Genomic DNA, 13,284 nt, shown 5'->3' with positions numbered 1-13,284 from the left:
CTGGACAGAAGGCTTTCAAGGGCTTTTTTTAAGTGACGTACCAACTTTTTGATGTCGCATTTAGCGGATTGAAATGACCAACAAAGACGCAGTCGAACTGATCCGAAACGGAATCCAGAAAACAGAAGTACCCCAACGCTGGGCCGATCTGGGATGCGGGAGCGGAACATTTACCGAAGCGTTGGCCACTGTCTTGCCGTACGGGAGTCAAATTCTGGCGGTGGACCGAAGCCGGCAGTCCCTGAAAAAGACGATGGGCAACGCCGTTTCCGTAGAATTTCTACGGGCGGATTTTGAAAAAACCGACTTGAACTACACCAATCTTGACGGAATCCTGTTGGCCAACTCCCTGCATTATGTCCAGGACAAAGAGGGGCTAATCCGTCGGCTGGAAAAGTACCTATCGCCCGATAAACGATTTCTGGTTGTTGAATACGACACGCTCAATGCCAACTCGTGGGTACCCTACCCCATCGATTACATTCGTCTGAAAGAGCTGTTTATGGAGTTAAACTATCAGGCAGTAGTCAAATTGTCGGAGCGGAAATCCTTATTCGGTCAGGGTAACCTGTACGCGGCGGCCATCGATTGAACTACTCAGGGTTCAAAGAGCAGAAGAGTTAGGTCTTAATTCGCTTCTTTACTTCATTCCGGTAGTCCTTTCTTTCCGGGAAAGGGTAGTATTCACTACATCCCTTTTCTCTACCGACTATCCTCTCTGTTGTCATGAAGTACCTTTTCCTGATTGTCCTCTTTTTTCCATCCGTGTTATTGGCCCAAAATGTGGGTGACCGAAAATTTATCCAGGACGTAGCTACCGTCTACACGGTGGAACAGGGACTACCCGCCGGTCCGGTGGACCAGATCACCTGGGAACAAGGTACCCTCACCGCGCTGGCTAAAGGTACTTTGTACAAATTTCAGAACGAAGCATGGATTCCTGCAACCGGGAAATCCCCCAGCCGAAATATTGAAAAGGTACCAGTCCCGAAAGGTACCAAAGTACTTGCCCGGGTTCGCTACAAAAATGAGTGGGCAGTGGGCACGGATGAGGGGCTGTACCTGTATGAGGGAAAAAAGCCGGTAAAGGTATACCCTGCCGACAGCCGGTATAGCTGGTCGCTGCGGAATGTAGCGGCGCTTGCCGTCGACTCGCAGGGTCGGCTATGGTTTGGGTCCGATGAAGGCGTAGGGTACCTGGACGGCAATCAGTGGACACTGTTTACAGGGAAGGAAGGCCTGCCCTACACGAATTTTACCTGCGCCGCCGCCGGACCGGATGGCACCGTCTGGTTCGGGACGGAGCGCGGAGCCATCGAGGCACAAAATGATTTTTTTCGGTACCGGGCAAGTCGGCGGTGGCTCCCCGATGACTACGTACTGGACATTGCCGTGCAACCCGACGGCACGGCCTGGATCGCAACCCGCGGAGGCATCAGCCGGATTGAACCCAAAGAAATGACGCTGGAGGCCAAAGCTGTCTACTTTACCAACCAAGTGGAAACCCGCCACAACCGCATGGGATTTATCGCCCAGAGCGAATTGACGAAGCAATTCCAGATCGGTAGTTCGCAGGTGGCCATTTCGGACAATGACGGCATGTATACCGCCATGTACGGGGCGGCGCAGGCCTTTCGTTACGCGGCCACTGGCAGCGCCGAAGCCCGGGAGCTGGCCATCCGTAGTTTCCGGGCCTGCAAATGGCTGGTGGACATCACCCATGAGCCCGGCTTTCCGGCCCGGGTCATTATCCCTGCCGACTGGCACGAACCTGTCAACGAGCAGTACGGGCGAGCGTATAACAAGAAGCGTCAGGAGACCGACCCGCAGTGGAAAGATATTTATCCGCGTTTCCCGAAAAGTAAGGATGGCAAGTACCTCTACAAAATCGACACCAGCTCGGATGAGCTGGCCGGACATTTCTTCTTTTACGGCATCTACTATGACCTGGTCGCCAAAACCGAGGAGGAGAAGCAGGAGGTCCGGCAGGTAGTGGGCGACATCACCGATCACCTTATACGACACGGCTATAAACTAACCGACCACGACGGGAAGGTAACCCGCTGGGGGGATTTTTCGCCGGAGTACTTCAGCTCGGTGTACGGCTACGATCAACGCGGCCTGAATTCCATGATGATGCTTTCGTTTTTGAACGTAGCCCGGCATGTCACGGGTGACGTAAAGTATGACGTCGAGGCCAAGAAACTGCGTGATACATACAAGTACCATATTTTCGCGCTCCATCCCAAGGAGTACTTTCCGGCCGAGAACGTGGTACCCTGGGACAACAATCTGTGCCTAATGAGCCTGTACGGCCTGTTAAAATACGAAACCGATCCCGCGCTCCTGCTCATGTACCGGCAGTCGCTGGAAAATGCCTGGCTGCACATCAGCAAACAGAAAAATGCGTTTTGGGATACGATCTACGAAGCCCTGGCCAATTATTTCACCCGGCTGGTGGATCAAAAAACCTTTGCCCGAACCGACCTATTTCCCGAAAACCACCTGTACGCTCCCTCCGTGGTCAAGAACCATTACCGGGCCGCCAATAACCCGGCCTATATTCTGGAAAATCTGCAAAAAATACCGCTGGACCTGATTGGGTACACCATCCACAATACCCACCGGCTGGATGTGGTGCTGGACGGTACCCCCGGCCAAAGCGAGGAGATGGGCTGGCGTACCGACGGCCTGGCCCTGCCCGTGGATGAACGCGCGCACGTGCGGCAGGATCGGGATGGCTTTGCCCTCAACGCCTCGGAAGGGGACGGCTATTCCGAACACGAGGGAACGTTCTTTCTCCTACCCTACTACATGGCGTTGTATCATAGGTTGCTGGATTAGCCGGGAAGCAATTTCAATGGCTTTAAGCAGGAATAGTTCAGGGCGCAGTCTTCGAAAGGAGGCTGCGCCCTGTGTGTATGCAAAACTGCTCAGAACCACATATTTGAATTGGTTGAAGAAAAAAACTTACCGCTTGATAAGTTTTAGTGGGTGGTGTGTACCAAGTGATTGTGCTTTTTCTTAAATTTCCTAAGTGAATTAAGAAATGCAGTATTGATCTTCTTATAAGGTAGAGCAAGTAGTATGTAAGAGCAGAAGATCGTGATTTTGTGAGGGTAGAATAGGTTTAGTACCACACCAAAATTCTGAAAAACAATCACCCTTCCTGTCCCTGTATGGCCTATGGAATGCTCAAACCTTATTGCTACCGCCTTACAGCAAGGAGACATCAGTGCTTCCTTATTCAAAGGTTCTGCTCACACCGCTTTAATTGCCGACCTGCAACGGGTACTTTTTGAACTAGGCTTCAAACGGGAGTTAAAGTTTGAAAATTACCAAGCCACCGGAGCGTACGACTCGGCCACGGCAAGCGCGGTGACTGCTTTTGCCACAAAAAACAACTTACTTGGCGACGGAACAACCGTTTCGAATCCGTTAGCCAAACTGATGCTTCAGCGGCATAGCTTCCTGCCGGAAATGTACCTGCTGTGGTCCATCCATAATTCCGACCTGAGGACGAAAAAATACATTTCCAAAGGTACCCGGATGAGCGTTACGGCCATCCAACTCATGCTGTTTGAAAGAGGATACGCCGAACAACTAAATTTTAAGAAATTCGGGGCAGATGGAAGTTATGGCAAAAGCACCCGCAAAGCCATGATTGCCTACGCCAAAGACAATGGCCTCGAATCGGATGGCGACCTATTGACCAGGCCCTTGATGGATATCATGCTCAAAGACATCGATGCCTTTTACGGCAAGGATTGGAGCGAACTGGCCGTAAACAATTTACCCAACGCTGATTCACCCCTCGTTTTGTTCGAAGCTTCCCGATTTCAGGGCAAACCCTGCCGCGCGGATGTGCTATTTGTGCCGATGCTCACGAAAATCAACCGCTACGCCGAACAAGCCGATGTTTTTGTTCATGTCACGAGTTCCTTCCGAACCTCCTCGAATGTGGCGGGCGCGATCGTGAAACCCGCCACCCGCTCCAACCACATGGCCGGACACGCCATCGATATGAATGTGATATATGACAATAAACGACAATTTGCCAACTCGAAAGTACTAGCCCGTTATCCGGAAGTACCCGACCCCGTCCGGCGCTTTATCAAATTCATTATAGATGATCCTGATCTTCGGTGGGGCGGTGATTTTAGAGATCGTGATCCGGTGCATATTGATGATCACTTGAATCGGAATTTGGGGCGTTGGGATGAGAGATATTTGGCGATGTAGTGGGCAGTGTAGTTGGGGGAACACTATCAGTGTAATTTCAAGTCTTTATTCCGACTTTTTATGGTGTACAAAAAAAATACTACCGCTTGATAAGTTTTGTGAGATTGACCGTCTCAAGTATTGATTTTATTCTCTACTTTTCCTGAGCGAAGCTAATCATTGATTTTTACTTCTAACGAAAGAATTTGATTAGACGTCGCATATTCGTTGATTATTTTTCGCGGGTATAGCAACATTTTTCTAAGACCTGTGGGAGCACAGGCCACGGTGAATAGATTACCTTAATAGTAGGCATTCTTGCTGATTTACAAACGAAAAAAAAATTTACTCTACATCTGTTATTTTTTATTTTCATATAAAAATTCTTTATTTAATCCTTACACTTAAATACCTAAAGCAATGGCTAAATTTATAAGCTTACTCAAAACAATAATTTTACTTATTTTCTTCGGAGTAAGTATAAGTAGTTGTGTGAACTTGAAAGCAGTTAATGACTATTCCACAAGTTCTTTAAGTAGCATAAAAAAATATGAAGATTTACATTATAGTTTCACTATTCACTGTATTGAAAGGTGTAATTTTGAATTAGTTAGAAAATTTGAAATTAAAAGGGATAATGAGGCAACTTGTGATTGTGAAGACTTTAAAAAAGCCGATCAAGCAACATCACTAATATATCAAGGAATTGTGGGATACTTTGATGGACTATCAAAGTTGTCAAATAAAGATTTGACAACTTATAATTTAGATGGACTCAAAAAATCATTAAATGAAGGAACGTTTGGTGATATTAAAATTGAAAAAGAACAAGTTGACTCTTATTCTAAAATAGCTAATATACTATTACGTGCTACTACTGATGCATACAGAAATAAAAAAATAAAAAGTTATATTGGAGATGCTAATGAGCCTATCCATAAATTACTCACTTCTTTTCAGTTTATCATTAATGATAACTTGAAAAAAGAGCTTGATTTTAAAAAAGAAAAATTATTTTCGTATTACCAAGAATTAAAAAAAGGAAAGACTTTAACGGACTTTGAAAATGGCAAAGCCACGACAGAATATTACCATCAACTTTCAGATATAAATACGAAACAAAAACAAATGGAAATATTTGCAAAGGGTCTATCAAAAATATCAGAAGGCCATCAAAAGCTTTATGAGAATAGAGATAAAATGACAGCTGAAGAGATTAAACAATTAATAATGACATTTTCAATTGATATTAAAGGAATGGTTTCTGAGTTTAACAAATTAAACAAGTAAACACATGGCAAATCTTAGTGCACAAGAAGCCAATAGGTTGGCAAATAACTTTTTAGGATTGGCTCAATCAATTGGTGATTTCCGATTTAACAATTGGAATGTTTTGACAATTGATGAAAATCAGCGGATGGGTGATTTGCAATGGTCAATCTTAAACTATGGTGAAGATATTCTAGCTCTCTCGACTCAGTTAGTAGTCGAAGACTCAAAACAGTCTTTGGAAGAAATTAATGATATATCGACTGAAATAAAAGCTACTATCAATACAATACAGCAAATACAAAAGGGTATCAATGTAGCTACTTCAATAGTTGTTTTGGGGGGCGCAATAGTTAGTAAAAATCCACAAGCAATCATTGATGCATTAAAAGGTGTTGTAGAAAGTTTCAACACCTGATTTTGTATTCCCCCCAGTTCGGGGTAGTGTTCCGAGCGCCGTTGTGCGGGGTCTTCCGAAGGGATACTCCGTACAATATTAATGATGTAGAATGTAAATTATCTTCTGGTATGAGAAATACGTATTTGCTAAGTTTGACATTACTATTAGTTTTGTCACAAGGATGCTTAAAGGATCATTCCTTCCCAGATCCTGAGCAAGGTTTACGGGTATCGGGTAAAGTGCTTCTGCCAACCGGAAGTAAAATAGATGTAAACACGTTATTTGTAAACAATGGCCTGGAAGAAAGTAAAGTGACCGATCAAAAGTATTCAATTATAAACCCTTCCTCTGATTTTACATTCCGGTTTCTTTTAAATGCGAATCAAAATATAATCATGATGGGATATAATTATCCGGAACAAAATAACTATGACATTTCAGTCAGATCTACCGCTATTGGTCTTATTATGAATGTTCCATCGGCTCTTAGCCTTACAAAGGAAGGAAAACTTAAAACTATAAACTTTCTACTTAGTAGTCCGTTGCTCGTGAACGTTGAAAAAGAAATTGAAAAGGTTATCTTTAATAAGATGGACTTATTTGACATAACAAATAAGTCGCTAGCAAAGAGTGTAAGTATCCTATTTACTGCGGCATCAGCAAGAATTTCCGTTGAATCAGAGGTGCCAGTTAATACTTTTCGAGCAGGTACAGAGCTAACGCTTGTAAATAATGCAAGATCACATAAAACGATTGTCGGAATCTATAAAGATGGCGTTAGGCAGAAGATTGAGCAGGAAAATTTTTTGACAATTGACGAAGTTGAATTTGTTCCTGCTTCGTTGAGCGAAATCGCAAACTCAATCTTACAAGTTCCTGAAATAAAAGAGTATAAATATGAAATGAAAGGTGAGGGGAAATTTGAGCTAAGGTACAGAACAGGTAGACCTGGTGAAAGCTTCGATAATAGCGATGAAGCAAAAGATGCATTCCTGAAAAACGTAAAATATGGGGTTTCTAAAATTGGTCTATTGGTCTTGAACTATCTTCCTATTGATGGATGCGCATCCTTATATGGAACGATAATTACGAATCGAGTTGCATTTTTGATCAATAACTATTCGAACAAGAATATTGATGCTGCCGATTTGGTGATTGATGTGCTTTCAAGTGTGTTTTTAAATGACGAAGATGTCGAGGAGCTGACTAAGTGTTTAAAATTAGAGCAAAAAGAGCCCGGAATTAAATTCTTGAAAAATTTTGGAAAAATGCTCAGGTTCGTAGGTCTGGTTAACACTGTTGGGAGCATTGGAAATGCAACTCTTTTCGGATTTCACTGGGACTTCTCAATTTCAAAAATGGATAAATGTTACACTATTGAGAAAGGTGTAGTAAAAGAATGTGATCAAATTACAAAAGATTTTGTATTAAGTGGCGGGCCATCGCCGAGTGCAGAGATTGGAGCTGATGACGATTTTGAAATTTATCTAAATAGCAAAATTATTTTTCAAAATATGGATGGAGTTTCAAATGGATCTCCTGCTCTAAAATTTCAGGCAGCAACTGGCGATACAATAAGAATTGTTGGATACAACACTATACCTCCCTGTGCAATAATTACTCCTTTTTATCTGCACATAGATAATAAGGTGCAAATTTTAACCACAGGGTATCCTCAAAATTGTTCTGTTGCTACGGGTGTATTTTTCGATAAATCATTTACAATAGAATTGTAAGTGAGTAATTCCCCAGTGCTGCGCAGTGTTCGGCTGTTTTGCGGGATCTTCCAAAGTGAGACTCCGTACTCTAAGTGGAAGGCCGTTTGTAACTGTCAGCCTCGTCAAAAGCATAGAAAAATTTCGCATTTTTTCTATGCTTTTGCCATAGAAATCCTTGTTGTGCGAGGTCTTCCGAAGGCAGACTGCGTACCTCATATAATCGGCAGTCTGTGACTGCCACGTTACCATGTTTACGCCTATAACCATCGCTCAAATCAACTCCACGTCCAATAATCCCTTCTGATCATTCATATAATCCCGCGGCGAGGAGCAGCGGTACTCCCAAGGCTCGTCTACCAGCCCCACCTTCACTGGATTCATGTGCATATAATCCAGCTTCTGGTCAATAAACTTATTGCTGATGAGTTCAATCAGATAATTTTCCTGCTGCCAAAATTGGTATTCTTTATTCTTAGAATTTGCCTCCCCAGCTTGTCGAAAAATCCACAACATCCAGCCACGCCGACTTTCGGGCTGCTCCTTATCTGCAATAGCGGCTATGATTTTCCTGGAAGTAATCTTTTTCAAATCCCGTAACGCATCGGAAGGATGATGGCCAAACTCCGTTGAAATCATTAGATTCACATGTTTAGACATATAGCACCAGGCATGGATTCGTAGACCTTTTCTGGCAGTATCGGATACTCTCAAATATAATATCCACATAAACCGGACGCGTGAAGACATCCACCGCACGGGCGACCCCGCCATTGTACGGTAGCGAAGGTCACGAAGTACAGGTCTTCGGGATTTTGGATGCGACGGGCGAAGGGCATGGTTTTGTTCGGTAAGGCTGAGTAGTAAATTTACTAAATTTGTGGCGTTTGTCTTCGAGGCCGTTACAACGGGGCCGGCCTACCGGCGGCCAGCTATTTTCAGTACGCAGTCATTCGATGGAAGACCACGCACAACTCCGAGAAGCTGGCACCTGTTAAAAAGTTAGTATTCGCCATCCCTTCCCAGTAAACTAAGCCTCCTTCTCAAAAGATACCTCTACTCCGTGCAACTTTTAGTATCAGGTAATAGTCTTTGGATCAGATCGTTAAAAACTAAATCTTTGATGTAACAACTCCCTTTCTACAACTGCTTTATAAAGCAAACGCGACTCGGCAAGGATAACCGTAGTAATAACCAGCCATTTCAAGTCTGAATCCTGCCTTTCCGCTTTGTCTCAGACAACTTTTACATATCGTTTACATTCTTTAACAAGTCATTAACCAAAATCAGGAACAATGCTTTGTATGTTTGCTGAAATCCTTAAAATAAAAAAATGATGAAACACCTACCCGTGTACGCTTTGTTACTATTTGTTTCCTGCACTCTCTGTCAGGGACAAATTAAAACGGACCTGTCAAAAGCTACCGAGAAGACCGAAACCAACGTCGCAGCTACTGACAATCGCGCTAATTTTTCTGGGGTATGGAAATTAAATGAGTTGAAAAGTGAACAAATCGGAAACTTTCCTGTCTGCCTTTTCGGAGGATATCATGACCATGTCAGTTCAAAAACCATGAAAATAGCCGATCATGCCGGTTTTCTGACCGTGGATGTACCAAGTCCTGGCGGGGTCCAGTTTACAAGACAAGAGCAACTGACCTTCGACGATAAAGAAAGGTAAGCCATCAGGGTCGGATACCCCAGGGAAAAGTCTACCGCAAAGTGGTCCGATGATGGACAAACGATGACGGTTATCTCGGCAAGAACCTTTGATCCCTATAGTGAACAAGCGGCTGTTGAAGTAACAGAAGCTTGGAAGTTGATCAATAATGGCCAGTCTATCGCTGTCCAGGTCAATGTGAGCTCAACTTCCGGTGAGAATACCAGGAAGCTCGTATATGATAAGCAGTGATCGGTGGATAGTATCACGTATTCCCTGCCACCTGCTCATCCCGCTCTTTGCTCATGACAGTCGCCCGCTGGTAGAGTAAGGACTATCCCATCGCTGGCCGAGTGATCTACCTACTACCGGTTGTTGCTGGTGATAAAAAAGTTTAGAACACCGCTATTCAAGGTTTTCTCAACCAATTTTAACATATCGTTGACAATCATTTACGAGCCATTAACAAAAACCCAGCCCATATACTTGTAGGTTTGTCAGGATTCTTTGTTATCAAAAAAAAGAGGATAATGAAACACTTACCTGCTTACGTTTTATTAATGTTTGTTTTTTGCACTTTCTGCAAAGGACAAAATAATACTGACTGGTTAAAAACTACTGCCAAGCCCGAAACCAAAGCCGTACTTACTTCTTACGGACCTAATACTATTACCCGGAACATACTACAAGATAAAAAGGGCAACATTTGGTTTACCTCCTGGGAGGGTGTTTTTCGGTACGATGGAAAGAATCTGACCAATGTGATCGGTGACGTAAGTTCGGCCCGCTTCTTTTCTATTCTAGAGGATAGTAAAGGCAACTTCTGGCTCGGGTCGATTGGCTCGGGAGTGTATCGTTATGATGGAAAATCCTTTCAAAACTTCACCACCAAAGACGGGCTTCTCAACGATGAGATTACTTGTATGTATGAAGACAAATCCGGTGCTATCTGGTTCGGTGTCAATGGGGGAACAAGCCGTTACGATGGGAAATCATTTCGAAACTACCTGATGAAAGGGGATTCAATAAGTGAAGATTTTACGGGAATACCTTTCCCCAATTTTACCCGCCCACCTCATGAGATTACTTCTATTATTGAAGATAAATCAGGCCAGTTTTGGTTTGGGACCAGGGATAAAACCTTCGTTTATGATGGAAAAACATTTACCCCGGTAACCCATAACGGCGAACCTTTTACGAATGTCCGTACAATCATCGAGGATCAAAGAGGAAATATCTGGCTCGGTGGAAACGATGGCCTTTGGCGCTACGACGGCAGTACCTTTGCCAATATCACGGAAGACTTCGTTGGATATATCTACGAAGATAAAAAAGGCAATATCTGGACGAGTTCAGAAGCGGCCCAGGGTTGGGTACTTTCCCGATACGATGAAAAATCTTTATCCAACAAAAAACCCACGGCCACCGAGATCAATCCTAAAGACGGGAAGATGCTTTTTGGGATCCTGGAAGACAAGGACGGAAATCTTTGGTTCGGTGCTGATGGCGCCTACCGTTACGACGGAACTACCCTCACCGAGCTTATGAAATAAAGCACTTAAAAAGTACTGCGTATATCCAACCGCGTAACTGCTACTTTAAGCATCTTCGCACCTATGGATAGAGGCACTATTCCAGTCCGTATTTATCAATGAGGTAAATCATCGCCGCCATGGCGGCCCCACCCATTTCAAGTTCCCGCTTGCTCACGGCATCGAAGACATCGGAAGCCGCATGGTGGTAGTCGAAGTACCGCTGAGAGTCGGGGATCAGGCCCAGAAGCGTAGCTCCCTGCTGTCCTAGCGGACCAATATCGGCTCCTCCCCCGCCTGGGCCGATTTCGTGCATACCGTAGCGGGCAAATAAGGGCTGCCACGACTGAATTTTCGCCTTTGGGCAGGAGTACCCACGATCGATCCCTCCGCAAACCCGGATCTTCGCTCGACATTGCATCCGCCCGCGTTTGCAACTCGAACAACCGCAAAAGTTTCCCCTACCCCAAAAAATCCAAATTTTCCGTAACCCGCTTCCCTCCCTCAACAAACTGCTCCCTATATAACCCAATCCGCCGCTTCGCCTCGTCCAGATCGGTCGTATTCAGGTTTATATTCAGAAAATCAATAAACCAGGGAAACTTCTGTTCACTGAGTACGTAGGTGAGGACGATCTCCCGGGCGATGGGCAGAGTGGTGGTTTTGGAGTCGTCGAAGACGTCCTTACTGCGGGCGTTCAGGAGTTTTTCGTACTCTTCGGCTACCAGCTTTTTGAATAGGTCGGCGGTAAAAGTATCCCCGGCTTGGGTACTGGTATGGGCGTCGTCTTCGGTGAGGGTGGCGCCTTTGTGTACCCACTCCCACAGGATGCTGAGGCGGATTTCGCCCGTGGCCATGTCTTCCATCAGGTACAGGATGTCGTCGTTGCCAAAAAAGTCGGCCGCTTTGAGGGCGGCGGCCTGCATGCCCTGTCCGAAAGCATTGCCGTACTGCAAGGCCACGCTCAGAAGGTTGCGGGCCCCGCGGATGGTGGTGGGGGCATTTTCAATCAGGATCAATCCGTCGACATCTTGTTGGGTATATGTCAGCCGCGGAAAGGCGCGGCCTGCTTGGTTGGCTTCACCGACTTCCTCCCAAACGGGGCGGACGATGTGTACCATTTTCCAGTGCGCTACCCACTTGCCGCTCGCGCCTTCGCGCTGCTCGCGCTCGGCTCCGGCCACGGCTTTTTTCATACTCGCCGTCACGCCCTCCGCCGAGCCAACGGGGATGTTGGGTTCCATGCCACCCTGCCAGAGGGCAAAGTTGCCGTGGAGGTCGGGGGTATTCACCGCGCAGCGCACGCGGTTTTCGTAGTTGCTCATGTACCCGTAGGTCATGGTGATGGCCTCGATGTCGGGGTTGATAAAACTTTCGTCCCAGGCCATGGCGTCGGATACGCTGTTGATGTAGTCCCAGCGGCCGGTGTTGTAGCCCACAAAGTGCTTGCCCAGCGCCGCCCGGATTTCCATCAGTTGGTGGGTAGCTTCCAGTTGTTCTACCAGTACGTACACTTTGATGGTACCCATGGCCAGGCGCAGATGCGTTTCCAGCGCCGACAACAGATCATTCCACAGCGCCGCTTCGCCCGCGGTCTGAATTTTGGGTAAATACAACACAATCGAAGCGCCTTTCTTTTGGAGCTCCTGGTAGTTGTTCACCACGTACAAAGTAGCATCCACGAGGGAGGCGGCCATGGCTACCCCGTCGGCATCACGGATATGGCGGTCGTCGAGGTGCAGGCCCCGCGCCCGGAAGATGATGGTGGTACAGTCCAGTTGCTGCTGCCAGTCGTGGATGATCTTTCTGCCAAAAAATCCTTGCGCCCAATGATTCATTTCGTCAGCTACTTTCTCAGCCGCTTTCAGGAACCCGGGGTCTTTTTTAATGGCTAGTTTGAGATTTCGCTGGTTATCCAGCGAAATACTGGCGATTTGTCCCAGCGCATCCTCGCCATCGAACATCCAACCATCGGCTCCCGACAGCAAAGCATAGGCTACGTTGCGGATGCTGCTTTCCAGCGGGGCGTTGGGCTTGGCGGCGGGGCCGGTACCCTGTATCCACTGCCGCTGCAAATCAGCCGGGATCACCGATCCTTCAAATTTTCCATCGCGGGCATCCTGTACCTTGATGCTGGTGCGTGGAATGGTGCTTTTTGGGTCGAGGAAGGTGATCCGCTGTCTCTGTTCGGCGCGCTGGGCGCGTCGCTGGAGGCGGGCCTGCATGGCTTCTTTGATGTCTTTATTGAAATGCGCCAGGGCCGTGAGGGCTGCGAGAGCCTCGGGGGTATATATATCGCTGTATTCCTGTTGGAGGTTGCCGTGTATGAGGATTGAATTGTTCATTGTTGCGGGAATTGATTCATTGTTTAGAAAAAGTGTTAACGGTCAACCGGTACGCCGGAGCGGGTTAAAGGTCAAACGGCGTTCTATGCTATCCCGCACGGCGTCCGCTTTTGCCGACAGTTGATAGCCGAAATCAGTTAAC

11 protein-coding genes are annotated in these 13,284 nt (G+C 46.0%); 8 read left to right on the top strand and 3 right to left on the bottom strand.

Translation table 11 applies throughout. From position 1 onward, the window contains the following. Positions 1-73 precede the first annotated feature (73 nt). The 6 genes from GBK04_RS21940 to GBK04_RS21915 all read left to right on the top strand — a co-directional run bounded on the left by GBK04_RS21940 (position 74) and on the right by GBK04_RS21915 (position 7,626). Positions 74-592 carry a class I SAM-dependent methyltransferase gene (locus GBK04_RS21940; RefSeq protein WP_152763409.1) on the top strand — a complete coding sequence of 173 codons (519 nt, stop codon included), beginning with the start codon at positions 74-76 and terminating at the stop codon, positions 590-592. Between the two features lie 134 nt (positions 593-726). Continuing rightward, the gene (locus tag GBK04_RS21935; RefSeq protein ID WP_152763407.1) at positions 727-2,844 is read left to right on the top strand and encodes a two-component regulator propeller domain-containing protein; all 2,118 of its coding nucleotides are present in this window, start codon (positions 727-729) and stop codon (positions 2,842-2,844) included. 342 nt (positions 2,845-3,186) lie between these two features. Next, entirely contained in the window at positions 3,187-4,242 is a 1,056-nt protein-coding gene (locus GBK04_RS21930; protein ID WP_152763405.1) for a M15 family metallopeptidase, read from the top strand. A 399-nt stretch (positions 4,243-4,641) separates the two neighbouring features. After that, positions 4,642-5,511: a hypothetical protein gene (locus tag GBK04_RS21925; RefSeq protein WP_152763403.1), complete on the top strand. Its 870-nt coding sequence runs from the start codon at positions 4,642-4,644 to the stop codon at positions 5,509-5,511. A 4-nt stretch (positions 5,512-5,515) separates the two neighbouring features. Next, a complete protein-coding gene (locus tag GBK04_RS21920) occupies positions 5,516-5,908 on the top strand; it encodes a hypothetical protein (RefSeq protein WP_152763401.1) in 393 nt (130 codons plus the stop codon). Between the two features lie 110 nt (positions 5,909-6,018). Further along, positions 6,019-7,626 (top strand): hypothetical protein, encoded by a 1,608-nt coding sequence (locus GBK04_RS21915; RefSeq protein ID WP_152763399.1) that lies wholly within the window; start codon positions 6,019-6,021, stop codon positions 7,624-7,626. 252 nt (positions 7,627-7,878) lie between these two features. On the opposite strand, the gene GBK04_RS21910 is transcribed toward GBK04_RS21915, so the two are convergent. Then, positions 7,879-8,253 carry a transposase gene (locus GBK04_RS21910; RefSeq protein WP_373331203.1) on the bottom strand — a complete coding sequence of 125 codons (375 nt, stop codon included), beginning with the start codon at positions 8,251-8,253 and terminating at the stop codon, positions 7,879-7,881. Positions 8,254-8,938: 685 nt separating this feature from the next. On the opposite strand from GBK04_RS21910, the gene GBK04_RS21905 reads away from it, so the two are divergent. Beyond that, complete coding sequence (locus tag GBK04_RS21905; RefSeq protein ID WP_152763397.1) at positions 8,939-9,286, top strand: hypothetical protein; 348 nt, start codon at positions 8,939-8,941, stop codon at positions 9,284-9,286. 509 nt (positions 9,287-9,795) lie between these two features. Beyond that, a complete protein-coding gene (locus GBK04_RS21900) occupies positions 9,796-10,818 on the top strand; it encodes a ligand-binding sensor domain-containing protein (RefSeq protein ID WP_152763395.1) in 1,023 nt (340 codons plus the stop codon). A gap of 76 nt (positions 10,819-10,894) precedes the next feature. Here GBK04_RS21900 and GBK04_RS21895 read toward each other — a convergent pair whose 3' ends face one another. Further along, complete coding sequence (locus tag GBK04_RS21895) at positions 10,895-11,113, bottom strand: hypothetical protein (protein ID WP_373331202.1); 219 nt, start codon at positions 11,111-11,113, stop codon at positions 10,895-10,897. A 145-nt stretch (positions 11,114-11,258) separates the two neighbouring features. After that, on the bottom strand, positions 11,259-13,142 hold the full coding sequence (locus GBK04_RS21890) for a malate synthase (RefSeq protein ID WP_152763393.1): 1,884 nt from the start codon (positions 13,140-13,142) through the stop codon (positions 11,259-11,261). Positions 13,143-13,284: the final 142 nt, after the last annotated feature.

The organism is Salmonirosea aquatica, assembly GCF_009296315.1.
GTDB classification, from domain to species: Bacteria; Bacteroidota; Bacteroidia; order Cytophagales; family Spirosomataceae; genus Salmonirosea; species Salmonirosea aquatica.
Note: the sequence above shows the minus strand (reverse complement) of the source record. Positions and strands in the feature narration are given on the sequence as shown.